The sequence below is a fragment of the Lysobacter sp. CCNWLW3 genome, from assembly GCF_036697405.1.
GTDB lineage: Bacteria > Pseudomonadota > Gammaproteobacteria > Xanthomonadales > Xanthomonadaceae > Lysobacter.
Window position 1 is genome coordinate 184,849 of sequence record NZ_JBAHWA010000003.1, and the last position, 24,034, is coordinate 208,882.

The window sequence follows — 24,034 nt, forward strand, 5'->3', positions numbered from 1 at the left end:
TTGCCCGCCAGGCCGCGCACGGGCACGATGCGCGGGATGAAGGATCCCAATCTCCCCCAGTGCGTGATCAATTGCGCGGCCTATAGCCGCGAAGGCGTACGCACCGACATCAGCCTGGACCGCATCAGCGACGTGCTCGCCGTCGACGACGGCAGCTTCGTCTGGGTCGGCCTGTACGAGCCCGACGAAGGCATCCTGGAAAAACTGCAGGAGGAGTTCTGCCTGCACGACCTGGCGATCGAGGACGCGCACAACGCGCACCAGCGTCCGAAGATCGAAACCTACGGCAACTCCCTGTTCATCGTCGTGCATACCGCGCAGACCGTCGACAGCCATATCCGTTTCGGCGAAACCCACCTGTTCGTCGGCCCGCGCTACCTGGTCACGGTGCGCCATGGCGCGTCCAGCAGCTACGCCTCCGCGCGCCTGCGCCTGGAGCGCGAGTCCGAAGAGCTGCGCCACGGCCCGGCCTCGGCGCTGTACGTGGTGCTGGACATGGTGGTGGACAACTTCACCCCGATCGTCGACGAGTTCAGCCAGGAGCTCAACGAGTTGGAGAAGGACGTCTTCGCCGAGGACTTCCGCAAGGGCACGGTCGAGAAGCTCTACGATCTCAAGCGCGAGCTCACCCGTCTGCGCATGGCGGTGGCGCCGCTGCAGGACATCCTGGGCCAGCTCGCGCGCTCGCGCAGCGCGCTGATCGACGAGGAAAGCCAGCTGTATTTCCGCGACGTGCTCGACCACGCCGTGCGCATCAACGAAACCACCGACACCCTGCGCGAAATGCTGACCGCGGCGATGAGCGTGAACCTGTCGCTGGTGACCATCCGCCAGGGCGAAGTGGTCAAGCGCCTGGCCGGCTGGGCGGCGCTGCTGGCCGCGCCGACCCTGATCGCGAGCTGGTACGGCATGAACTTCGTCCACATGCCCGAGCTCGCCGGCGAGCACAGCTACTGGGTGGTGATCGGCGTGACCGCCGTGGTCTGCGTGGTGTTGTTCGGTCTGCTGCGGCGCGCGAAGTGGCTGTAGCGGCGACGCGGCGGCGATAGACAAGCGCGCCGGACGCCGATTCGTACTGCCCCGCCTTGGTGTAGGAGCGGCGTGAGCCGCCACCGTCGTGCCGCCAGCCGCGCGGCCATCCCGCAATCGCGTCCTCCCATTGCACCCACCGCACAACCGCCTTGGTGCAGGAGCGGCGTAAGCCGCGACCACGTGGCGGCCGAAGTCGCGCGGTCGCGGCTTACGCCGCTCCTACCCCCGGAGTCTCGTCGGGTCCTCGACGAACGCGGAAACTCCACGGCCGCACTCGCCGCCGTCCGCGCCGCAACGATGAACAGCCGCCCGCGGCCCCCTTAGACCAAAGTACTAAGCCCCGATGCCGCACTGCGCATTGACCCGCGTGGACGCAGGGGCGACGCTGCCGAAGTCCATTCGGAGGCTCGTCATGAAAGGTCTGTCCTGGCTCGGTTGGGGCCTGATCGCGGTGCTGGCGGCGTTCTGCCTCGGTACCGTGGCCCTGAACCGCGGCGAATCCATCAGCGCCATGTGGCTGGTGGTCGCGGCGGTCTCCACGTTCACCATCGCCTACCGTTTCTACGGCCGCTACATCGCCCAGCGCGCGCTGCTGGTCGACCCCAGCCGCGCGACCCCGGCCTGGCGCCGCAACGACGGCCTGGACTACGTGCCGACCGAGAAAAGCGTGGTGTTCGGCCACCACTTCGCCGCCATCGCGGGCGCCGGCCCGCTGGTCGGCCCGGTACTGGCGGCGCAGATGGGTTACCTGCCCGGCACCCTGTGGATCCTGTTCGGCGTGGTCCTGGCCGGCGCGGTCCAGGACATGCTGGTGCTGTTCTTCTCCACCCGCCGCGACGGGCGATCGCTGGGCGAGATGATCCGCGCCGAGATGGGCCCCGCGGCGGGCGTGATCTCGATGATCGGCATCCTGATGATCATGGTGATCCTGCTGGCGGTGCTGGCGCTGGTGGTGGTCAAGGCCCTGGCGGAAAGCCCCTGGGGCACCTTCACCGTCGCCATGACCATCCCGATCGCGATCCTGATGGGCGTGTACCTGCGCTACTTCCGTCCTGGCCGCATCCTGGAAGTGTCGATCATCGGCTTCGTCCTGCTGCTGCTGGCGATCTGGCTGGGCGGCCAGGTCGCCGCGCACCCGACCTGGGGCGAGATCTTCCACCTCAAGGGCACCACCCTGGCCTGGCTGATGATCGGCTACGGCTTCATCGCCTCGGTGCTGCCGGTGTGGTTCTTGCTGGCGCCGCGCGACTACCTGTCGACCTTCCTCAAGATCGGCACCGTGCTGGTGCTGGCTCTGGCGATCGTGATCGCCGCGCCGCAGCTGCAGATGCCGGCCATGACCCAGTTCGTCGACGGCACCGGCCCGGTGTTCTCCGGCAAGCTGTTCCCGTTCCTGTTCATCACCATCGCCTGCGGCGCGGTCTCCGGTTTCCACTCGCTGATCTCCTCGGGCACCACGCCCAAGATGATCTCCAGCGAAGGCGACATCCGCCTGGTCGGCTACGGCGGCATGCTGATGGAGGCCTTCGTCGCGATCATGGCCCTGATCGCCGCCTGCGTGCTGCAGCCGGGCGTGTACTTCGCGATGAACTCGCCCGGCGCCCTGATCGGCACCACCGCCGAATCGGCCGCGCTGGCGATCTCCAACTGGGGCTTCGTGATCACCCCCGACGTGCTGACCGCGACCGCCAAGGAAATCGGCGAAGGCACGATCCTCTCGCGCACCGGCGGCGCGCCGACCCTGGCGGTGGGCATGGCGCAGATCCTGCACGGCCTGATCCCGGGCGAAGGCATGATGGCGTTCTGGTACCACTACGCGATCCTGTTCGAAGCGCTGTTCATCCTGACCACGATCGATGCAGGCACTCGCGTGGCGCGCTTCATGATCCAGGAGCTGGTCGGCCTGGCCTACGCGCCCTTCCAGCGCACCGACAGCTGGGTCGCCAACATCGCCAGCACCTTGCTCGCGGTGTCGATGTGGGGCTACTTCCTGTATCAGGGCGTGGTCGACCCGCTGGGCGGCATCAACACCCTGTGGCCGCTGTTCGGCATCGCCAACCAGATGCTCGCCGGCCTGGCGCTGGTGTTCTGCTGCGTGGTGATGGTCAAGATGAAGCGCGAGAAGTACCTGTGGATCCCGCTGATTCCGACCGTCTGGCTGCTGATCTGCACCCTGACCGCGGGTTGGCAGAAGCTGTTCGACCCCAATCCCAAGATCGGCTTCATCGCCAACGCGCGCAAGTTCGCCGACGCCGCCGCGCGCGGCGAGGTGCTGGCGCCGGCGAAGTCGGTCGAGGAGATGCAGCGGGTGGTGTTCAACAACTACCTCGACGCCGGCCTGACCGCCTTGTTCGTGGCGGTGGTGGTGGCGACGGTGTTCTTCGGCCTGCGTGCGGCCTTCGCGGCCCGGCGCAACAACGTGGCCACGGCCAAGGAGAGCGATTATGTCGCGCTCGACTCGCTGGCTCGCTGACGCCGGTCTGCTGGCCTGGTCGCTGCTGCTGCGCTGGTGGCGCACGGCGGCGCAGACCGCGCGCCTGGCGATCGGGATACCGGACTACGACTATTACGTCGAGCACATGCGACGCATGCATCCGGGGCTGGAACCGATGTCGCGCGACGCCTTCTTCCACGAACGGATGTTGGCGCGGTACGGCAAAGGCCGGTCGCGCTGTTGTTGAACGCGTCGCGTCGTCGACCGGCGAAAGGCCGCCCCAGGGCGGCCTTTTCTTTGATCGTAGGATGCGGCGACAACCGCATCGTCGCCATCTCGAACCGCCGCGAGCGATGCGGTGCGCCTTCGGCTTACCGCATCCTACGTTTCTGAAGACCTCGGCTCACCACAAGAATGGCCGCCTCAGGGCGGCCTTTCTTTACTGCCGAATCCGAACTCGTAGGATGCGGTGACAACCGCATCATCGCCATACCGAGCGGCCGCGAGCGATGCGGTGCGCCTTCGGCTTACCGCATCCTACGGCCGTATCGCATGCACTCATCCCAAGCCTCTCCCGCACCGCGGGAGAGGCTGCGAGGGATCACTGACCGATGTGCTGCTTCAGCCAGCCGTTGACCGTGTCGTGCCAGAGCACGCTGTTCTGCGGCTTGAGCACCCAGTGGTTCTCGTTCGGGAAATACAGGAACTTGGACGCGATGCCCTGGCGCTGCAGCGCGGTGAACGCGGCCAGGCCCTGCTCGACCGGGATGCGGAAGTCCTGCTGGCCGTGCACCACCAGCATCGGCACACGCCACTTGTCGACGTGGTTGACCGGGTTGAAGCGCTCGTAGTTCTTCGGCACTTCGTACGGCGTACCGCCCTGCTCCCACTCGGTGAACCACAGCTCCTCGGTGGCGTAGCCCATCATGCGCTGGTCGAATACGCCGTCGTGATTGACCAGGCACTTCCAGGGCTGGTTCCAGTTGCCGGCGATCCAGTTGACCATGAAGCCGCCATAGGACGCGCCCAGGGCGCAGGCCTTGTCGCCGTTGAGGAAGGCGTACTTCTTCTGCGCCGCCGCCCAGCCCTTCTGCAGGTCTTCCAGCGGTCGGTCGCCCCAATGCTGGCTGATCGCGTCGGTGAAGGCCTGGCCGTAACCGGTGGAACCGTGGAAGTCGATCATGACCACGGCATAGCCCTGGCCGGCGTAGGTCTGCGGATTCCAACGGTAGCTCCAACCGTCGCCGAAGCTGCCCTGCGGGCCGCCGTGGATCAGGAACGCGACCGGGTAGCGCTTGCCCTCTTCGTAGTTCCAGGGCTTGACCACGTAGCCGCGCACGGTGTCGCCGTTCCAGCCCTTGAACTCGAACTGCTCGTACTCGCCGAAGCTCACGTCCTTGAGCATCTCGCCGGCGCTGGGCGTGATCGCGCGCACCGGCGCCCCGTCGACGCCGCCGACGAAGACCTGGTCGCCGCTCTTGAGGCTGTTGCGGGTGAAGGCCACGGTCGGACCGCCGCGCACCAGCGAGGACACGCTGCCCTCGCCGATCAAGCGGGTCGCGCTGCCGTTGGCGATGTCGACGCCGAACACCGGCAGCTGGCCCAGGTCCTGGGCGGTGGTGTAGAGGGTCTTGCCGTCGGCGGACAACAGGATGTTCTCGGCCGAACGGTCCCACTTCGGCGCGATCTCGCGCCGCTGGCCGCTGCCCAGGTCCAGCGCCATCAGGCCGAAGCGATCGGCCTCGAAGCCCGGGCGCTTCATCGCGCGGTAGTACAGGGTGTTGCCGTCGTCGCTGAACACCGGGCCGGTGTCCCAGGCGGGATTGTCGGGGGTGAGGTTCTGCGCGGCGCCGCTGCCGTCGGCGCGAACGCGATACAGATCGAAGTTGGTCGACCAGGGCTCCTTGGCATCGGCCTGGCGCGCGCTCAGCACCAGCGACTCGCCGTCGGGGGCCCAGGCGTATTCGCCGCTGTCGCCGAACGGGCGCGAGGGCACGTCGCCGATCACGTCGGCACCGATCAGGGTGGCGCTGGCAACCGGTTTGACCACGCCCTGCTTGTTGGCCAGCGGCAGCGCGGCCACGAACAAGCGGTTGAGGCGGCCGTCGTTCCAGGCATCCCAGTGGCGCACGAACATGCGGTCGAAGACCACGCCGCTGGCCTTGCTGGCCGCGCGCTCGTCGACGCGCTTCTTGCTGCAGCCCAGGTCGGCCGCGCAGTCCACGTAGGTCTCGGCGCTGAAGGCCACACGCTTGCCGTCGGGCGAAAGCTGGTAGCTGCCCACGTCGGCCGCGAACGCGGTCAGCTGCTTGGGCGTGCCGCCGGTGGCCGGGATCGAGTACAGCTGCTGGCTACCGGACTTGGCGCTGAGGAAATAGACGCTGCGGCCGTCGGGCGAGAAGCTCGGCGAGTTCACGCTCCAGCCGGACGGCGTGAGCGGCTGCGGCGGCGCGGCGTCGCGCGCGAACAGGTCTTCGACGAACAGCCCGGTGCTGGACTTGTTGGCGGCGAAATCGACTTTGCGCTTGGCGAACACCAGCCGGCGCCCGTCCGGCGACACGGCCGGCGAGGACACGCGGTCCATGGTGGCCAGGTCGCGTATTTCGAAGCCGCGCGCTTCGGAGCCGCCGGGGGCGGCGGTGGCGGGCAGCGCGGCCGCGATCAGCAGCGGCAGGACAGCGTGACGCAGGGTCATGGGAACTCCGGGCGAGGCCAAAACGCCGATGGTAGGGGGCCCGGCGCGGCCCCGCAAAGGCCGGGGGCGGGTCCGGGCCGGGCCGGACGGCCGGGCCGGCGCCGCTATACTCCCCCGATTGTCCCGAATGCCGTCCCGAATGTCGTCCCGAAAGCCCCTCCCTACGGAGCCCGTTGTGACCGTACCCGCAACCGCATCGACGCCGGCCCACGGCGAATTCTTCGGCCATCCCAAGGGCCTCTACGTCTGCTTCTTCACCGAGATGTGGGAGCGCTTCTCGTTCTACGGGATGAAGGCGTTGTTGCTGCTGTACCTGCTGAAGTACCACCTGTTCACCGACGACGCCGGCTACGACCTGCTCGGCGCCTACGGCGGACTGGTCTACGCCATGCCGGTGATCGGCGGCCTGCTGGCCGACCGCTACCTGGGCATGCGCAAGGCGGTGGTGCTGGGCGGCGTGCTGTTGGTGCTGGGCCACCTGGGCATGGCCTACGAGGGCCACCAGGCCGTCCGCCTGGCCGACGGCACGATCCAACGCGACGCCGCCGCGCTGCAGGTGTTCTACCTGTCGCTGGCGCTGATCATCATGGGCGTGGGCTTCCTGAAGCCGAACATCTCGACCATCGTCGGCAAGCTCTACCCCGAGAACGACGCCCGTCGCGACTCCGGCTTCACCCTGTTCTATGCCGGCATCAACGTCGGCGCGCTGTTCGCCAGCCTGATCTGCGCCTTCCTGGGCGAGACCTACGGCTGGAAATACGGCTTCGGCGCTGCCGGCGTCGGCATGGTCGCCGGCCTGATCATGTTCATCTGGGGCCAGAAGTACCTCTACGGACATGCCGAACCCAACAACCCCGCGTTGCTGCGCGAGCGCGTCGCCGGCCTGTCTCGCGAGTGGTGGATCTACCTCGGCGCGGTCGGCGGCGTGGCGGTGGTGTGGCAGCTGATCCAGCGCACCTGGACCGTGCATGGCGCGATGCACCTGATCGCGGTCGCTTTCCTTGCCTGGTTCGTGTGGTTCCTGGTCGCCAAGTGCAACAAGGTCCAGCGCGAACAGATGGTGTCGCTGGTGTTCATGATCCTGGGCGTGCTGATCTTCTTCACCCTGTACGAGCAGACCTACGGCAGTTGGATCACCTTCACCGATCGCCTGCTGACCAAGGACCTGTTCCCCAGCCTCAGCGGGGTCAGCACCAGCAAGCTGCCGTGGTCGCTGTTCCTGCTGGGCGCCAGCCCCTTCCTGATGATCGTCGCGCTCAAGGCCAGCGACAGCGGAAACGCCGGCCTGGCACGCACCATGGTCGCCCTGCTCGCGCTGGGCCTGGGCGTGGCCTGCTTCCACGACGTGGTGCTGGTGCCGCAGACCGCGGGCTCGCTGACCTTCCTGGGCGCGTTCTTCATCGTCGTGCTGTCGCCGATCTTCGCCTGGCTGTGGCCGTGGCTGGAAAAGCGCGGGCTCAACCCGAGCAAACCGGCCAAGATGGCGATCGGCCTGATCGTGGCCGGCCTGGCCTTCGTGCCGCTGATGCTGGCCGCGCAAGCCGCCGCCGGCGGCGCCATGGCCAGCGTGTGGTGGCTGGTGCTGGCTTACTTCGTGCTCGAGATCGGCGAAATGTGCCTGTCGCCGATCGGCCTGTCCGCGGTCACCCAGCTGTCGGTCGCGCGCGTGGTCGGCCTGATGATGGGCGGCTTCTGGCTGGCCACCGCGTACTCGGAAGTGCTGGCCGCGCAATTCGGCAAGCTGGCCTCGCTGGATCTGCCGGAAGGCGCCGCGGTCGACTTCGTCACCGCAGGCGCCAAGTACGGCGAGTTGTTCCAGTTGCTGATGTGGATCGGCATCGGCTCGGGCGTGCTGTACTTCGTGCTGACGCCGCTGCTGCGCAAGTGGATGCACGGGGTGAAGTGAGGCCGGTCCTCCTAGCTGACATCCAAAAAAACGGCGCCTTGCGGCGCCGTTTTTTTTCCCCGGGGCCGATGGCGGCACTAGGTCTTCACTTCGCCGCCGCGGGCTTAGCCGCCGGCGCCGTCGCTACCTGTCCACCCAGGCTGCGCGCCAGGAACGCGAGCAGCTTGGTGTAGTACTCGCGCTGGTGCGCTTCGGTGTAGAAGCCGTGGCCTTCGGTGTCGTAGTACAGGGCTTCCACGGGGGTACCGGCCTTGCGCAGCGCCTGTTCCATCATTTTGCTGTGCACGATCGGCGCGCGCTCGTCCTCGCCGCCCGCGGCCAGGAACACCGGCACCTTGATCCGATCGGCCATGCGCGTGGGCGATACGGCGCCGAGCTCCTCGCGGCTGCCGATCCACTCGCGCAGATAAGTCTCGCCCGAGCCGCGACGCTGGATGTCGCCGGTGTTGTGCAAGCTGGGTAGGTCGTAGACGCCGACATAGCCAGCCGCGCACTTGTACAGGCTCGGCTCCTTGGCCGCGCCCATCAGCGCCGCGTAAGCGCCGTAGCTGGCCCCGTAGATACAGATCCGGCCGCTGTCGGCGATGCCTTGCTGGATCGCCCAGCGGGTGGCGTCGGTGACGTCGTCCTGCATCTTGCCGCCCCATTCGCGCGCACCGGCGTGGGTGAACGCGCGGCCGTAGCCGCTGGAGCCCCGGAAATCCACCTGCAGCACCGCGTAGCCCGCCGCGGCCAGTATCTGCGCCCTATCGTCGAAGCCCCAGGGGTCCTGAACGCCGAACGGCCCGCCGTGCGGCATGACGACCATCGGCAAGTTCTTGCCGGCGCTGCCCTTGGGAAGGCTGAGGTAACCGTGCAGCGCCAGGCCGTCGCGCGACTGGAGAGAGATGCCGCGTTTGTCCGCCATTTCCGCTGGATCGAACCAATCTCGCCGACTCAGCAAATGCTCGGCCTTCTTCGTGGTGGTATCGAACAGGAAGAAGTCGCCCGGATTGCTGGCGCTGGAGACCTCGACCAGGGCCAGGCGCTGGTCGCTGCTGCGCGAGGTGACGCGCACCGGATCGCCGCCGAACGCGGATTCCAGACTGCGGTACAGCCTGGCCTCCGGCGCCGCGGTATCGAAGAACTTGGTGATCCGCTTGCCGTCGACGAAGAAGGCGCCGACCGGCGTTGCCGAGTTGCCGCGATAGATGAAACCGGCCGGATCGACCTTGGCGTCCTGCAGCAACTCGGTGCGCTTCCGGCTCGCGATATCGTAAGCGACGACCGCATCCGGCCCGTTTTTGCGCTCGGCCTGCAAGTAGGCGACGGTGTCATCGGCGGAGAAGCCGATCGGCATCTCGATGCCATCGCCGGTGTTGCTGGCGCTTATCAGCTCCCACTCCGCACCTTCGCCCTTTCGGTAGTACAGCTTGCGGACGTTGTCCACGCCAAAGCCCGTGGCGAAACGAACCACGCCCTTGCCGTCGGTGATGAAGTCGGCGTTGCGCACCGGCGCGCGCGCCAGCGGTGTGCGGCGGCCGGTGTATACGTCCAGCTTCTCCGCGCGGGTGTACGGATCGTCGCTGAACGGCTCTACCGAAATCACAACGTGCTTGTCGTCGCCCGGCAGGTCGTCGACCAGGAAAGCCGCGATCTGCTCGACTTTCTTGGGCTGTATCTTGGTGCCCGGACCGGCGCTCGCCACGTCCTGGCCGACCAGAATCGCCGGCTTGCTGCCGTCGGCATTGACCGCATACAGATTGCCGTCGAGCTGAGGGCTGTCGAGCTCGCCGAACTTGCGCGACATGCTGATCAGCACGCGTTCCGGGCTGACCCAGGAAAACGAATGCACATGCGTGTTCTTGCCGAGACGGAAATTAGCGGTGACTTTATTGTCCGCCCGACGCAGGATCACCAACGCGGTTTTGTCCTCGAACGGAACCGTCGCCGCCAAGTAGTCGCCGTTGGGCGACAATTTGACGTCGTTAAAGCGGTCCTTCTTGATGTAGGCGTCGACGTTGACCGCCGAGGCGGCCGGCGCCGCAAGCAGGCCGACGGCGCAAAGTGCGGCGGCACAGAATATTTGCTTCATTTGTGTCTCCCCCCCCTAGTTTCCACACACAGTTAGCGCCCTTCTGAAACGACTACGGCCACCCTATGCAGGTGGCCGCAGGTATTGCCGTCGAGCTCGCATCCGGCTCAATTGGCCTTGGATGCGCCTCCGACCTTGACCTTGCTGCCGATGTGGCGATCGAAGAAGCCCAGCATCTCGGTGTACAGGCGCTGGTTGTTTTCTTCTTTGTAGAAGCCGTGCATTTCGCCGGACTGGATGATCATGCCTTCCGGCGGATTGCCGGCCGCGATCAGGGCCTTGTTCATCGACTCGGTGTTCTCCGGCGGGCAGCGCGGGTCGCGGGCGCCAGCGGCGAGGTAGACCGGAATCTTGAACTTGTCGGCGTGCTTGACCGGCGACATCGCGTCCTGCTCGGCCTTGGTCTTGCCGAAGGCGCGCGCCATGTAGCGGCGGCCGCTTTCGCGATCGGAGGTGTCGCTCTTGGTCAACTGCACGTCGATGTCGTAGGCGCCGACGTAGCCGAACGCGCACTTGAACAGCTTCTGATCGATGGTCGGTGCCATCAGCGAGGCGTAACCGCCGAAGCTGCCGCCGTAGATGCAGACGCGATCGCCGTCGGCGTAGCCCTGGTTGATGGTCCACTTGGTGGCATCGATGATGTCGTTCATGATGCCCGTGGCCCAGGTGCCGTAGCCCATGTCCTGGAAGCCCTTGCCGAAGCCGCCCGAGCCGCGGTAATTGATCTGCATCACCAGATAGCCGCGGCTGGCCATCATCTGGGTTTCCCAGTTGAAGGCCCAGTCGTCGCGCGGCCCCATCGGGCCGCCATGGACGTTGACGATCATCGGCAGGTTCTTGCCGTCGGACCCGTGCGGGATGGTCAGGTAGCCGTGGATCTTGAGGCCGTCGCGGGTGGTCATCGAGAACGGCTTGACGCTGGCCATCTTCTTCGGGTCCAGCCACTTGCGGCCCTGCATCAGGAAGCGCGCCTTGCCGGTGTCGCGGTCGTACAGATAGAGCTCGCCCGGGTTCTTGTCGCTGATCACCGAGACGACGATTTTCTTGCCGTCCTTGGTCGCGCTGGAGAAGCGCACCAGCTGGCCCGGGAAAGCGCCGGCGAGCGAGGCGTAGATTTCGGCGTCGGGATGCTTCTCGTCGACCATGGTCACGCGCGGCGCGCCGGCCTCGGTGATCACGCCCAGGATGGTGTCGCCGTCGGCCGCGGTGATGTAGCCGGCCGGGTCGGAGACCGCATCCTCGAACAAGGTGTTGAAGGCGCCGGTGGTCTGGTCGATGGTGCCCAGCGCCTCGGGCTTCTTGCCGTCGCTCTGGTTGGCGTAGATCAGGCCCTCGGTTGAGGTACCGATCACGCTCAGGTGCTTGCCCGAACTCTTGGAGCTGTTGATCAGCGTCCACTTGCCGTCGTCGCCGCGGCGATAGAGCTCGTTCTGGCTGTCGAAATTGCCCTGCGCGTCCTCGTCGTCGTAGCAGATGGCGAAGCGCGGCGCCTTGGCTGCGTCGAGCGCGATCTCGCAGTTCTCGCGCGGCGCGCGCGCCAGCGACTTGCGACGGCCGGTCAGGGTATCGAACAGGACCAGTTCGGTACCCACGCCTTCGCTGGAGCGCGGCGAGGTCACGGCCATGATCACGTTGACGTCATCGTCGGGCAGCGTGTCGAGCAGCTGGAAACGCTCGTTGCCGACCTGCTTGCCGCGCTGCGTGGCGTCGCGGGTGCCATAGAACACCAGCGGCCGCGGCTGGCTGCCGTCGGCGTTGACGCCGTACCACTCGCCGGTGCCGAAGGGCGCGGCATAGCGGCCGAGCTTCTTGACCGAATTGAAGATCAGGCGCTCGGGGCTGACCCATTCGAACTGACCGACGCTCTTCTCGTCCGGCAGCTGATTGATCTTGACCACGCTCAGGTCCTTGGTGCGCAGTACGGTCAGCACGTCCTGATCGCCGCGGTCCACGGTCAGCGCCAGGTACTCGCCGCTGGGCGAGATCTTGGCGCCGCTGTAGGTCGGATGGCGGACGAAGTCGGCGATCGTAGGCGCGCCCGACGGCGCATCGGCGGCTTGCGCTGAGGCCGCGCACAGCGCCAGGCCCAGCACCGCGAGGTGCAGCTTTTTCATTTCGGTTATCCCCTAAAACGACGCGAAAAAACGGCTCGCGCCTAGCCTAACCCATCCAACGGGTCGGGGCACCCCTGCCCCTACCCCGTGCACAACAATTATGGAAGCTTTGCTGAGTCTGCCGTCAAGGTGCGGTCCAGGGCCTGGCGCCAGTGCGGCAGATCCAGACCGTATTCGCCGCGCAAGCGGCCGGTATCCAGCACCGAATAGGCCGGGCGCGTCGCGCGCGTCGGGTACTCGGCGGTCGAAATCGGATGCACCAGCGGGCGGCGCGCGATCAGGCCCAAGGCGTGGGCGCGCTCGAATATGGCCTCGGCGAAACCGTGCCAGGTGGTTTCGCCGCCGGCGACGAGGTGACGCACGCCGGGCTCGGCGATGCCCTGCTCCAGGATGCGCGCGCTGACATCGGCGATCAGCCAGGCCGGCGTCGGCGAGCCGATCTGGTCGGCGACCACCCGCAGCTCCTCGCGCTCGGCGCCGACTCGCAGCATCGTGCGCAGGAAATTGGCGCCATGGGTGGCGTAGACCCAGGCCGTGCGCAGGATCAGATGGCGCGCGCCGCTGGCCGCGATGGCCTGCTCGCCGGCGCGCTTGCTGGCGCCGTACACGCCCAGCGGCGCGGTGGCGTCGTCCTCGCGGTAGGGGCGCGTGCCGCTGCCGTCGAACACGTAGTCGGTCGAGTAATGCAGCAGGGTCGCGCCGCGCGCGGCACAGGCCTGCGCGATCCGCCCAGGGGCCTCGGCGTTGGCTCGGAACGCGGCCTCGGGTTCGTCCTCGGCGCGGTCCACCGCGGTGTGCGCGGTGGCGTTGACGACCGTATCGGGGCCGACCCGCTCGATCAGGGCCGCGATCGAATCGAGCTCGGTCAGATCCAAGGCCTCGCAACGGCCGCCGTCGGGCAGTTCGCCGCTGCGGGTGGTGACCACGACCTCGCCCAAGGGGGCAAGGCTGCGCCGCAACTCCTGGCCGACCTGGCCGTTACCGCCCAGCAGCAGGATCCTCATGCGGAGTAGACGGGCAGGCGGTCCGGCGCGACCTCGGCCAGCAGGGGCGCGCGCGCGTCCTTGTCCGACAAGCTGGGCTCGCTCAGCGGCCAGTCGATCGCCAGCGCCGGGTCGTCCCAGCGGATGCCGGCATCGGCCTTGGCGTCGTAGGTGGCGGTGCACAGGTAGGTGAACACCGCGCGCGCGCTGAGCACGGCGAAGCCGTGCGCGAAACCTTCCGGTATCCAGAAGTGGCGTTTGTTCTCGGCGCTCAGCAGCACGGCCGTCCAGCGCCCGTAGTGCGGCGAGCCGCGGCGGATGTCGACGGCGACGTCCCAGACCTCGCCCTCGATCACCGACACGTACTTGCCCTGCGGATTGGGCCACTGGTAATGCAGGCCGCGCAGCACGCCGCGCGCCGACGAGGACACGTTGCCCTGGACGAAATTCGGCGACAGGCCGTGCGCGGCCAGCTTGTCGCGATTGAAGGATTCGAAGAAATAGCCGCGCGCATCGCCGAACACCTGCGGTTCGATCACCACGCAGCCGGGCAGGTCGGTTTCGATCACCTTCACGGCACGAATCCCCGCTTGGCCAGGCCCATCAGATACTGGCCGTAGCCGTTCTTGGCCAGGGGCGCGGCCAACTCGGCCAGCCGGTCGCCGTCGATCCAGCCGTTGTTCCAGGCGATCTCCTCGGGACAGCAGATGCGCAGGCCCTGGCGCGCCTCGATGGTTTCGATGAAGTTGGACGCTTCCAACAGCGACTGGTGGGTGCCGGTGTCGAGCCAGGCGTAACCGCGGCCGAGCTGCTCCAGGTGCAGGGAGCCTTCTTCGAGATAGCGGCGGTTGAGGTCGGTGATCTCCAGCTCGCCGCGCGGCGAGGGCTTGAGCTCGGCGGCGAAATCGCTGGCGCGGCCGTCGTAGAAGTACAGGCCGGTGACCGCGTAGTTGGAGCGCGGTTCGGCCGGTTTTTCCTCCAGGCCGATCACCCTGCCCTCGCCGTCGAACTCGGCCACGCCGTAGCGCTCCGGATCGTTGACCCAGTAGCCGAACACGGTCGCGCCGTGCTCGCGCTGATCGGCGCGCTTGAGCATCGCCGTCAGGCCGGGACCGTGGAAGATGTTGTCGCCCAGCACCAGGCAGCTGGGACCGCCGGCGAGGAACTCGCGACCGATCAGGAAGGCCTGCGCCAGCCCATCGGGGCTGGGTTGGGCGGCGTACTCGATGTTCATGCCCCAGCGCGAGCCATCGCCCAGCAGATGGCGGAACAGCGCCTGCTCATGCGGGGTGTTGATGATCAGCACGTCGCGGATGCCCGCCAGCATCAGCACGCTGAGCGGGTAATAGATCATCGGCTTGTCGTACACCGGCAACAGCTGCTTGCTGATCGCCTGGGTGATCGGATACAGCCGGGTGCCGGAACCACCGGCCAGGATGATGCCCTTGCGATTCATCAATTGAACTCCGAATGGTTTTGCTGCCATTCCTGGCGCAACAACATCGCTTGCGGATGGTCCTGCCCGGCCATCCATGGCCGGGCGCTCGGCGGCGCGGCAGATGCCTTAATGGCATCCGCTGTCACGCGCCGTCTCCCCCGATGCGTTCGAGTCGGTAGCTGCCGTCCAGCACGCGCTGCACCCACGGCTGGTTGTCGAGGTACCAGTCGACGGTGCGGGCCATGCCTTGCTCGAAGGTCACGGTCGGCGCCCAGCCCAGTTCGCCCTGCAGCTTGGAGGCGTCGATCGCGTAGCGGCGGTCGTGGCCGGGGCGGTCCTTGACGTAGGTGATCAGGGACTCGCGCTTGCGGCCGTCGGCGAGCGGGCGACGCTGGTCGAGCAGGTCGCAGATGGTTTTGACCACGACGATGTTCTGGCGCTCGGCGTCGCCGCCGACGTTGTAGGTCTCGCCCAGGCGCCCGGCTTCGAGCACGCGGCGGATCGCGGCGCAATGGTCGCCGACGTACAGCCAATCGCGCACGTTCAGGCCGTCGCCGTACACCGGCAGCGGTTCGCCGGCCAAGGCCTTGGCGATGATCAGCGGAATCAGCTTCTCGGGAAACTGGTAGGGACCGTAGTTGTTGGAGCAGTTGGTGGTCAGTACCGGCAGGCCGTAGGTGTGGTGGAAGGCCCGCACCAGGTGATCGGACGCCGCCTTGGACGCCGAATACGGCGAGTTCGGCGCGTACGGGGTGGTCTCGCTGAACTTGCCGCTGTCGCCCAGGCTGCCGTAGACCTCGTCGGTGGACACGTGCAGGAACCGGAACGCGTCGCGGCCCGGCGCGTCCAGCGACTTCCAGTAGTCGCGGCTCTGCTCCAGCAAGCTCAGGGTGCCGACCACGTTGGTGTGCACGAACGCGGCGGGGCCGTCGATCGAACGGTCGACGTGGCTCTCGGCGGCGAAATTGACCACCGCATCGGGGCGATGCTCGGCGAGCAGGCGCGCGACCAGCTGCGCGTCGCCGATGTCGCCCTGCACGAACAGATGGCGACCGTCGCCATCCAGCGAGCCGAGGGTGTCGAGGTTGCCGGCATAGGTCAGCGCATCCAGATTCACCACCTTGACGCCGCGCTGCACCGCTTCGAGTACGAAATTACCGCCAATGAAACCGGCGCCGCCGGTCACCAACCATGTAGACACTCAGACACTCCCTGCTCAAGAAAATAGTCGCTGCACGCCGCCTCGCGCCGGCAAGACGGAATCGGGCCGGGGCGGCCGGGCCGGACGCCGAAGCCGCCCGAACGATACGGCAGGCAAGCTGAAGAACCCATCACGCCAGCACCCGGCCGTCGTCCGACGACGGTCGAGTCGTGCAAGCGGATGATTCTAATACTTTCTTTTTGCCGGAGGCGGCGCGGAAACGGGCCTTGTGCGGGGCTGCCGGCCGCCTCGTTCAGTCAGGCCGCCGCTTGCAAAGCCTTGCGCGGCAATGGTCTGCGCCGCCAAGTCGGCAGGGCTAGAGGCTCAGCCTGAACGAAGGCGAGCCGGATCCGGCCGCTTCGCTGTACGGGAACGCGAGGTCGGGGGCTGCAAATGCGGACGGAGGGCTTTGCGACGGGCTTCTCATTTCGATCGGCCCGAGACGCGCGACCCGCAGCGGCAGGCGCCGCCCAACGGCTAGTCGGCGCCCTGTCCGGCCCCGACCGCGGCCCGCACCGCCTCGGTGTCCTGATCCAGCATCGGCGCGGCGAACGGCGCCGGCCCCGGGGTGCGGCCGAACTTGATCGACTGCGCGACCGCGCGGTAACGGCCCACGCGCGGGTGTTCGATGGTGCCGACGATGCCCTCGGCCAGCACCTGAGGGTGTTCGAACATGTCCTCGATGCGGCGCGCGGCCGCGCACGGCACCTCGTCGCCGAACACGGCCTCCCACTCCATCGCGCCGCGCCGCGCTAGCGCCTCGTGCAGACGCGGCACGATCTCGGCCGCGTGCTCGGCGCGCTTGCGCACGCTGTCGTAGCGTGCCTGCGCGGCCAGATCGCCCAGCCCGGTCTTTTCGCACAACGCCTTCCAGAAACGCGGCGTGTTGGCGGAAATGTAGATATGGCCGTCGCGGGTGGGATGGATGCCGGTGACGCCGCCCGAACGCATGTCGCGGCCGATGTCCAGCGACTCGCCCTCGGCCCAGATCATGCGCGCCGACTGCATGGTCAAGGCGCTGCGCAGCAGCGACACCCCGACGAACTGGCCCAGGCCGCTGCGCTCGCGCTCATACAGCGCCGAGGACACGCCCGCCGCAAGCAAGGCCGCGGTGTAGTAGTCGACGACCGAGCCGTAGATGATCTCCGGCGGCCCGCCGCGCCGCCCCTGCAGCGCGCACATGCCGGTCATGGTCTGCAGGACCTGGTCGTAACCGGCCTTGTCCTTCATCGGACCGGTCTCGCCGTAGCCCGTCACCGCGCAATAGATCAGGCGCGGGTTGATCAAACTCAGGCGCTCGAAGTCGATGCCCAGGCGCTGCGGCACGCTGGGGCGGAAGTTGTGCACCAGCACGTCGGCGTCGCGCACCAGCTTGAGCAGCACGGCATGGTCGGCGGCCTGCTTCAGGTCGAGCACGATCCCGCGCTTGCTGCGGTTCACGCCGAGGAAGGCGCGGCTTTCGCTGGGCAGGGTCGAAGGATACTGGCGCAGATTGTCGCCGTCGGGCGGCTCGATCTTGATCACGTCCGCGCCCTGGTCGGCCAGCAGCGCGCAACCGTAGGGGCCGGCGATGTAGGCGCTCAGATCGAGCACGCGCACGCCGGCCAGCGGCCCCGCCGGCGTGCTGCGCCCGCTATCGGGGTCAGGTCGGAATGCGTCCATACGCTGCGCGTCCATGAAACTCCTGGCGTGATGCTCGACGCACTGTGCCTCCTGCCCGCGAAAAGAAACAGGCAGGCCGCATATGTTCTGGCGCCACAAAATCTTGCTTGGCGCGGCTCATGGCTCGGGCTCCGGCTCCACTCGCGGCTCCGGCGCCAGCGGCATCCAGGTCAGGCGCCAGGCGCCGTCGACGCGGCCGCCGGCGCGGTAGTACGGCGCGAACACCAGCGGCGAGCGATACCCCAGGCGCAGCTCGACGAGAGGCAGGCCGTCCTCGTCCCGCGCCGGCAGCAGCCAGCTCGCTTCCGGCGCCGAGGGCAGGCGCAAGGTTTCCTCGGTCTTGAAGCCGTCGATCAGGCCGGAGGCGTAGACCAGCGGACCGCGCGTGATCCCAAGGTACTCGTAACGCAAAACCTCCTGGCGCACCGGGCTGCCGTCGGGCGCGCGCGATTCCTGCACGTTGCGGTTGAGCGCGCGATGGCTGCGCGGCCGCATCGGAAAGCGCAGATCCACCACGTCGCCGTCGCGCCAGACGCGGTCGAGCACGGCATAGCCGCCGTGCTCGACCACGGCGCTGGCCGTGTCGCCGTCGACGCGCACGGTCGCGCCTTCGGCCCAGGACGGCATGCGCAACTTCAAGGCGAACCGCGCTTCGCGTTGCAGGCCGACGCGCACACGCACCTCGCCATCGAACGGGTAGCCGGTCGCCTGTTCCAGGCGCACGCGACCGGCCGCGCCCAATTCGATCTCGGCCCGGCCCGGGCCGTACAGGTTGACCGCGATCGCGTCCTCGCCGCTGCGCGCATAGGCGACCGCCGGCAGTTCCTCCAAGGCCATCGCGCCGCTGGATTTGCAGCAGCGCCAGTAGGTGGTGTGCACGCGGCGCCCGTTCGGGAACACGTAGTAGCACCAGTCCTCGCCGTTGGGCGCCTGCGCGCCCAGCAGGTCGTTGTAGGCCGCGCGTTCGATCTCCTCGGCATAGCGCGCGTCGCCGGCGATCGCCAGCAGCTCGCGGTTCAACTGGATCCAGGCCAGGGTCGAGCAGGTCTCGACGTAGCCGTGCGGGCTGAACACGCCGGGCGGATTGAACACTTCGCGCGAACGGTGCGCGACCCCGCCCCAGGGGCCGCCGCCCAGGCTCAAGTGATGTTCGCGGATGCTGCGCCACAGCGCTTCGACCGCATCGCGATAGGCGGCGATGCCGGTGGCGCGGTGCAGCTTGGCCAGGCCGACCAGGTTCCAGGCCAGTTGGTAGGCCTTGCCGGTGGCGATCTCGGCGGCGTCCACGCCGGCCAGGGCGCGGCTGAGCAAGGCCAGCGGCGGGTGGCGCTCGGCCTGCTCCAGCACCGTCGTCGCCAGATCGAGATAGCGGCGCTCGCCGGTGGCGAAGTACAGCTCCGTCGCCGGGTCCATCAACACCGTCGCCGACATGCCGTGGTGATTGCCGAGCTCGGTGATGTCGATGCCGCCCTCGCCCAGCGTGTGCGCGCACAGGTCGCCGATGCGGCGCGCGGCCTCGAGGTAGCGCGGTTCGGGAAAGTGCCGGTGGATCTCCAGCAGGCCCAGGATCAGGTAGGCGTGGGTCCAGATGTCCCAGGTCCGCACGCTGGGCGCGCCGTCCCAGCTCAGCGGCTTGGGCGGTTGCCGGCGCATGAAGCGGCGCTCGGGCGCGTAAGTGCCCAGGTAGCCGTCGGCCTCCTGGCTGTCGACCAGGAAATCGGCCACCCGCCGCAGCCGCGCCAGCAGTGGCGCATCGCCCGAGCGCGCGGCGGCCTTGGCGGCGGCCACCATCCATTTGCCGGCGTGTTCGCCGTACCAGTCGCCCTCGCGGTTCTGCGCGCGCCGCTCGGGCGCGAAGATCTCGATCGCCGGGCTGCGCTCGTCGACGATGAAATGCGACAGCCGACCGGCAAGATTGGCGTCCAACGCCCCGCCCAGCAGGCCTTCGAGACGGACGGCGGCAGCAGGAATGCGCTCCATGGGCTCAGGCCGCATCCACGACGCAACGGAAACCGACGCAACCGGAACGGTCCTTGCACGGCGCCATCAACAGATACTTGCCGTGCTGGTCGAGGCGGTGCGCCTGCGGGAAGTACCAGTGCGAGGTCTGCGGTTGATACGAGCTGCCGCCGCGCAGGATCGCCGCGCGCGTGTGCTCGTCGCGATACTCGTCGGTCCATTGCCAGACGTTGCCGACCAGATCCAGCACGCCGAAGGGGCTGGCGCCGGCCGGATGCGCGTCGACGTCGTCGGGCGCGCGCAGGCGGCGGCCGCGCTGGGTCGCCGGCACCGCGTCCTCGCGCCAGTCGTCGCCCCAGGGATAGCGGCGGCCGTCGCCGCCCTGCGCGGCGTACTGCCACTCCCATTCGCGCGGCAGGCGCTTGCCGGCCCATTGCGCGTAGGCGCGCGCGTCCTCGATCCCGACCCAGGTCACCGGCTTGCGCTCCCAGCCCGGCGGCGGCGCGCCGTCCAGCCAATGCCGCAGGTAGTTGTGAGTGTCGCGCGGACGGTAGCCGCTGGCCTCGACGAAGCGCCGGTACTCCTCGTTGGTGACCGGCGTGCGGTCGATATGGAACGGGCGCATGCGCATGCGCCGGCGATGGTTGCGGCGCGCGCTGGGCTCCCAGGGATATTGCACGTCCACGCCCTCCCAGGTCTGGCCCTCGATCTCGACGCCGCCGACCACGAAGTCGAAATCGCCGCCGGGAATCGCGACCATGCCGCTCGGCGCGTCCGACACGGTCGCAGTCGCTTCGATCGGCACCAATTGCTGGGCCAGCGCACGCCACTGATTGGAATACTCGCGCAGCGGCGTGGCCGCGCGCTCGGCCATGCCGGCCAGGAAGGCCTCGAAGCCCTCGCCTTCGGCCCCGGGCGCCAACGCCGCGACCGCGCCGAAGCCGCGGCCTTCGATCGCGAACTCGAACACCGCGCGCCCGTCCTCCAGGCACGGCGTCAGGGCGACGCCGTTCCAGACATCGACGTAGCGCAAGCCCTCGCGGTGCGGCACCGACAGCTGCTCACCGGCGACCTCGTACTCGTTGCGGTTGACCAGGGTCCACAAAGTCGTGCCCGCATGCGGGAAGCGGCTGGCGAACACGCCGGCCTGCAGGGTGCGTTCGTAGGGCCGCCAATCCAGGCTGACCATGCAGGCGGCGAAACGGCGCTCGATCGCGGCGATGCGGCGCAGGCTTTCGGCATCGCGCGGGGTGAGCTGGTTCCACAGGCCCCAGATGTTCTCCCAGGCGTTGTAGCCGACGCCGTTGAAGAAGATGTACTGCAGGTCGTGGTTGCGGTCGCGGCCCCAGCGGTTCTCGTAGTTGATCATGTGGCGCGGTTCCAGCCACTTGAACTTGGCCACCGGCGGCACGGGTTCGTTGGGCGCTTTCTTGCCCCAGCTCTGTACGTTCCAGATCAGGGCCTCCTCGGCGCTGATGGTGGACTCCGGCTGCAGCACCACCGGATGGCCCAGCGCATCGCAGGCGTCGAAAAACGCGCGCGGCACGCCGTTGTAGGTGTCGCCGTTGATGCCGTCGGCGCCCACCGCCTTGACCAGCTCGGCCATCGACTCCCAGTCGTTGCGGCCGTCGTCGCGGGTGCCGTTGTCCCAGGGCATGGTCGGCAGCAGCACGCGCACGCCGCGGCGGTGGAATTCCGCGATCGCCTCGCGCAGGCCGTCGAGGCCGCCGGGCAGATCGCCGGCCAGGTCGAATTGGTTGCGGTCGTCGATGCCGATGTTCGGATACACATGCCAGATCAGCACGCTGTCGATGCCGCCGTAGCGCTGCTTGAGGTCGTCCAGGTAGCGTTCGACGGTGTAGCGGCCTTCGACCGGATCGTAGAAGTAGCGGTCCTCGGCCATCATCTGCGCGTGCACGAAGTTGCGCTGCGCCCATTGCAGCTCGGGGCGCCGGTAGTTGGCGTCGTCGTAGCCGATCCGGGTCAGGTGCTCGCGGCGCCAGTCGATCAGTTCGGCGATCCAGTCGTCGACGCTGCCGTCCACGTCCATCTTCCAGTGCCCGATCTCGGCGAAGGGCCAGCCCGGCGCCTTGCCCGGCAGCGGCAGGTAACGCTGGGTGGTGACGTGCGAGAACTTGTATTCGTTGCGCACCGGACGGCGCGCGTCGGCGTCGCTGGGGTCAGCCTCATTGCGATCGGCTTGATTGCGATCGGCTGCGTTGGGATCGGAGCTGGAGTTCATCGGATCGGGTCGTATCGGAAGTTCGGAAAGGGGGACCGGCGACGCGGCGGGCTCAGGATGGCGTCGCGTCGCAGGCGCGCGCGAGCAGCGCATCGACCTCGTCGCGGCCGGGCACGCTGGATTGCGCGCCCGCGCGGGTGCAGGCCAGGGCCGACGCGGCGCTGGCGCGGCGCAGCGCCGCGGCGCCGTCCTCGCCCGCGGCCAGCGCCGCCGCCAGTGTGCCGCAGAACGTGTCGCCGGCGGCGGTGGTGTCCACGGCGCGTACCGGATACGCGGCTTGATGCAGGAAGTCGTCGCCGATCCGCGCGCAACAGCCGCGCGCGCCCAGGGTCACGATCACCCAGGGGGTGTTCAGGTGCGCCAGTGCGGCCTCGAGGTCGTCGTGCACACCGGTGATCGCGGCCAGCTCGCCCTCGTTGACGACCAGCACGTCCACGGCGGTCAACAGGCGCTCCGGCAAGGCTTGCGCGGGCGCGGCATTCAGGATCACCCGCACACCGGCCGCGCGCGCGGCCAGCGCCCAGGCCTCGACCGTGGCCAGCGGCGTTTCCAGTTGCAGCAGCAGATGGCCGACGCCGTGCAGGTCCGGCAGGTGTTCGGGCAGCAGCGCGGCGTTCGCGCCGGGAGCGACGGTGATCGCGTTCTCGCCGTCGTCGGACACGCAGATGAAGGCGGTGCCGGTCGCGCGGTCGGCGATGCGCAGCGCCTGCAGCTCCACCCCGGCCGCCCGCAAGGATGCCTCGATCGGCGCGGCATAGGCATCGTCGCCGAACGCGGCCAGCAGGCGCGTCGGCGCGCCCGCGCGCGCGCAGGCCACGGCCTGGTTCGCGCCCTTGCCGCCGGGGTAGGTCGCGAAACCCTGGCCGAGCACGGTCTCGCCGGGCGCGGGCACGTGCGTAGCGCGCACCACGAAATCCAGATTGGCCGAGCCCGCGACCAGCACGGCGCCGCCGCGCCCGCTCATGGCGCCAGCCCCTGATAGACCAGGCCGTAGAAACGGCGCGCCACCCGCGGCAGGTCGGCGCGATCCTCGCGCGGCAGATGCTGCAGCAGCAGGATCGCGACCAATCGTTCCTGCGGGTCGATGGTGTAGCTGGTGGAGGCCGCGCCCGACCAACCGAACTGGCCCACCGAACCGGGCTGACCGCGCAGAGCCGGGTCCAGCACCACGTAGCCGCCCAGGCCGAAGCCTTCGGCATCGCTGAACTGGGTGACCGGCGGATTCAACATGGTCAGGTGGTTGCGCATCATCAGCTCCACCGTCTTGCGGCCCAGCAGGGTCTCGCCGTCCAGCGTGCCGCCGTCCAGCAGCATCTGGCAGAAGCGCAGGTAGTCGCCGGCCGTCGAATACAGCCCGCCGGCCCCACTGGCATAGGCATTGAGCGGCGCGCCGGGTTCGCGGGCGCTGGGGCCCTCGTCCAGGCGCAGGCGGCCGTCCTCGCCCATGGTGGTGATGTCGACCACGCGCGCGCGCTGCGCGGCCGGCACCTGGAAGCCGGTGTCGCGCATGCGCAGCGGCGCGAACACGCGCTGCTGCAGGAAGGCATCGAAGTTCGAATCGCTGGCGACTTCGACCAGGCGCGCCAGGGTTTCCAGGGCCGCGCCGTCGTAGCCGAAGCGCGTTCCCGGATCGGCCGCCAGCGGCACCCGGCTCAGGCGCTCGACGAAGCCGCGCAGATCGCCGGCGCCGTGCGGATCGGCGCGCCGCAGCAACTGCTGGGCGATCTCGTCGCCGGGGCGGCCGGCGGCGAAGCCGGCGGTGTGGGTCAGCAGATGGCGGATCGTGATCGGCCGCGCCGCCGGCCGCAGCCGCGGCGCCTGCGCGCTGCCACCGCTCACCACCTGCGGCGCGTCGAAGCCGGGCAGGTAGCGCGAGATCGGATCGTCGAGAGCGAACTTGCCCTCCTCCATCAGCATCAGCACCGCCACCGAGGTGACGGTCTTGCTCATGGAATAGATGCGGAAGATGTCGTCGCGTTGCAGCGGGCGGCTGCGCGCGAGGTCGCGATAGCCGTAGGCGCGCCAATCGACGATGCGGCCATTGCGCGCGATCAGGCTGACGCCGCCGAGATAGCCGCGCGCGTCGGTGGTCTCGGCCATGAACCCATGCAGGCGTTGCAGACGCGGGCCCGAATAGCCCTGCGCTTCGGGCGCGGATTCCGGCAGCGGCGCGGGTACGGCCGCCGGCGCGGTGGCCACCGCCGCGCAGCAGGCCAGCAGGCCGCACAGGCAGGCGCGCCGAACCCGCGCGGAGAAAAGAGAGCCGCCGCGGGCCACGGGCCCGTCGGCGGCAG

The 24,034-nt window shown here is 68.4% G+C and carries 16 protein-coding genes; 4 read left to right on the plus strand and 12 right to left on the minus strand.

Annotation, left to right across the window (positions count from 1 at the left end; genetic code table 11):
• Positions 1–27: 27 nt before the first annotated feature.
• From corA to V1318_RS08270, 3 genes are all read left to right on the plus strand, one after another.
• Positions 28–1,029: a magnesium/cobalt transporter CorA gene (gene corA / locus V1318_RS08260; protein ID WP_332939167.1), complete on the plus strand. Its 1,002-nt coding sequence runs from the start codon at positions 28–30 to the stop codon at positions 1,027–1,029.
• 415 nt (positions 1,030–1,444) lie between these two features.
• Entirely contained in the window at positions 1,445–3,505 is a 2,061-nt protein-coding gene (locus V1318_RS08265) for a carbon starvation CstA family protein (RefSeq protein WP_332939168.1), read from the plus strand.
• Positions 3,477–3,713, plus strand: coding sequence for a YbdD/YjiX family protein (locus V1318_RS08270; protein WP_332939169.1), 237 nt, complete (start codon positions 3,477–3,479; stop codon positions 3,711–3,713). The genes V1318_RS08265 and V1318_RS08270 overlap by 29 nt, the downstream gene beginning before the upstream one ends.
• Positions 3,714–4,067: 354 nt before the next feature.
• Here V1318_RS08270 and V1318_RS08275 read toward each other — a convergent pair whose 3' ends face one another.
• A complete protein-coding gene (locus V1318_RS08275; RefSeq protein WP_332939170.1) occupies positions 4,068–6,161 on the minus strand; it encodes a S9 family peptidase in 2,094 nt (697 codons plus the stop codon).
• Positions 6,162–6,336: 175 nt separating this feature from the next.
• Between V1318_RS08275 and V1318_RS08280 the strand changes: the two genes are divergently transcribed.
• Positions 6,337–8,067 (plus strand): oligopeptide:H+ symporter, encoded by a 1,731-nt coding sequence (locus tag V1318_RS08280; protein ID WP_332939171.1) that lies wholly within the window; start codon positions 6,337–6,339, stop codon positions 8,065–8,067.
• An 85-nt stretch (positions 8,068–8,152) separates the two neighbouring features.
• On the opposite strand, the gene V1318_RS08285 is transcribed toward V1318_RS08280, so the two are convergent.
• The 11 genes from V1318_RS08285 to V1318_RS08335 all read right to left on the minus strand — a co-directional run bounded on the left by V1318_RS08285 (position 8,153) and on the right by V1318_RS08335 (position 24,017).
• Complete coding sequence (locus tag V1318_RS08285) at positions 8,153–10,141, minus strand: S9 family peptidase (protein ID WP_332939172.1); 1,989 nt, start codon at positions 10,139–10,141, stop codon at positions 8,153–8,155.
• A 107-nt stretch (positions 10,142–10,248) separates the two neighbouring features.
• Positions 10,249–12,255, minus strand: a complete 2,007-nt coding sequence (locus tag V1318_RS08290) for a S9 family peptidase (protein WP_332939173.1) — start codon at positions 12,253–12,255, stop codon at positions 10,249–10,251.
• Positions 12,256–12,353: 98 nt separating this feature from the next.
• On the minus strand, positions 12,354–13,259 hold the full coding sequence (gene rfbD, locus V1318_RS08295; protein ID WP_332939174.1) for a dTDP-4-dehydrorhamnose reductase: 906 nt from the start codon (positions 13,257–13,259) through the stop codon (positions 12,354–12,356).
• Positions 13,256–13,813 (minus strand): dTDP-4-dehydrorhamnose 3,5-epimerase, encoded by a 558-nt coding sequence (gene rfbC / locus V1318_RS08300; protein ID WP_332939175.1) that lies wholly within the window; start codon positions 13,811–13,813, stop codon positions 13,256–13,258. The genes rfbD and rfbC overlap by 4 nt, the downstream gene beginning before the upstream one ends.
• Complete coding sequence (gene rfbA, locus V1318_RS08305) at positions 13,810–14,697, minus strand: glucose-1-phosphate thymidylyltransferase RfbA (RefSeq protein WP_332939176.1); 888 nt, start codon at positions 14,695–14,697, stop codon at positions 13,810–13,812. Before rfbA ends, rfbC begins: the two co-directional genes overlap by 4 nt.
• Positions 14,698–14,818: 121 nt before the next feature.
• Entirely contained in the window at positions 14,819–15,877 is a 1,059-nt protein-coding gene (gene rfbB / locus V1318_RS08310) for a dTDP-glucose 4,6-dehydratase (RefSeq protein WP_332939177.1), read from the minus strand.
• 477 nt (positions 15,878–16,354) lie between these two features.
• Positions 16,355–17,554, minus strand: a complete 1,200-nt coding sequence (locus V1318_RS08315; RefSeq protein ID WP_332939178.1) for a CoA transferase — start codon at positions 17,552–17,554, stop codon at positions 16,355–16,357.
• A gap of 102 nt (positions 17,555–17,656) precedes the next feature.
• Positions 17,657–19,519, minus strand: coding sequence for a beta-L-arabinofuranosidase domain-containing protein (locus V1318_RS08320; protein WP_332939179.1), 1,863 nt, complete (start codon positions 19,517–19,519; stop codon positions 17,657–17,659).
• 4 nt (positions 19,520–19,523) lie between these two features.
• Positions 19,524–21,740, minus strand: coding sequence for an SUMF1/EgtB/PvdO family nonheme iron enzyme (locus V1318_RS08325; RefSeq protein ID WP_332939180.1), 2,217 nt, complete (start codon positions 21,738–21,740; stop codon positions 19,524–19,526).
• Between the two features lie 52 nt (positions 21,741–21,792).
• Positions 21,793–22,704 carry a ribokinase gene (locus tag V1318_RS08330; RefSeq protein ID WP_332939181.1) on the minus strand — a complete coding sequence of 304 codons (912 nt, stop codon included), beginning with the start codon at positions 22,702–22,704 and terminating at the stop codon, positions 21,793–21,795.
• Positions 22,701–24,017: a serine hydrolase domain-containing protein gene (locus V1318_RS08335; RefSeq protein WP_332939182.1), complete on the minus strand. Its 1,317-nt coding sequence runs from the start codon at positions 24,015–24,017 to the stop codon at positions 22,701–22,703. The genes V1318_RS08330 and V1318_RS08335 overlap by 4 nt, the downstream gene beginning before the upstream one ends.
• Positions 24,018–24,034 lie beyond the last annotated feature (17 nt).

Bases quoted from the DNA above. Each gene is read 5' to 3' on its own strand.
- V1318_RS08320 (WP_332939179.1), bottom strand. From the start codon at position 19,519: ATGGAGCGCATTCCTGCTGCCGCCGTCCGTCTCGAAGGCCTGCTGGGC.
- V1318_RS08290 (WP_332939173.1), bottom strand. From the start codon at position 12,255: ATGAAAAAGCTGCACCTCGCGGTGCTGGGCCTGGCGCTGTGCGCGGCC.
- rfbD (WP_332939174.1), bottom strand. From the start codon at position 13,259: ATGAGGATCCTGCTGCTGGGCGGTAACGGCCAGGTCGGCCAGGAGTTG.
- V1318_RS08270 (WP_332939169.1), top strand. From the start codon at position 3,477: ATGTCGCGCTCGACTCGCTGGCTCGCTGACGCCGGTCTGCTGGCCTGG.
- V1318_RS08285 (WP_332939172.1), bottom strand. From the start codon at position 10,141: ATGAAGCAAATATTCTGTGCCGCCGCACTTTGCGCCGTCGGCCTGCTT.
- corA (WP_332939167.1), top strand. From the start codon at position 28: ATGCGCGGGATGAAGGATCCCAATCTCCCCCAGTGCGTGATCAATTGC.
- V1318_RS08275 (WP_332939170.1), bottom strand. From the start codon at position 6,161: ATGACCCTGCGTCACGCTGTCCTGCCGCTGCTGATCGCGGCCGCGCTG.
- V1318_RS08265 (WP_332939168.1), top strand. From the start codon at position 1,445: ATGAAAGGTCTGTCCTGGCTCGGTTGGGGCCTGATCGCGGTGCTGGCG.
- V1318_RS08325 (WP_332939180.1), bottom strand. From the start codon at position 21,740: ATGAACTCCAGCTCCGATCCCAACGCAGCCGATCGCAATCAAGCCGAT.
- V1318_RS08315 (WP_332939178.1), bottom strand. From the start codon at position 17,554: ATGGACGCGCAGCGTATGGACGCATTCCGACCTGACCCCGATAGCGGG.
- V1318_RS08330 (WP_332939181.1), bottom strand. From the start codon at position 22,704: ATGAGCGGGCGCGGCGGCGCCGTGCTGGTCGCGGGCTCGGCCAATCTG.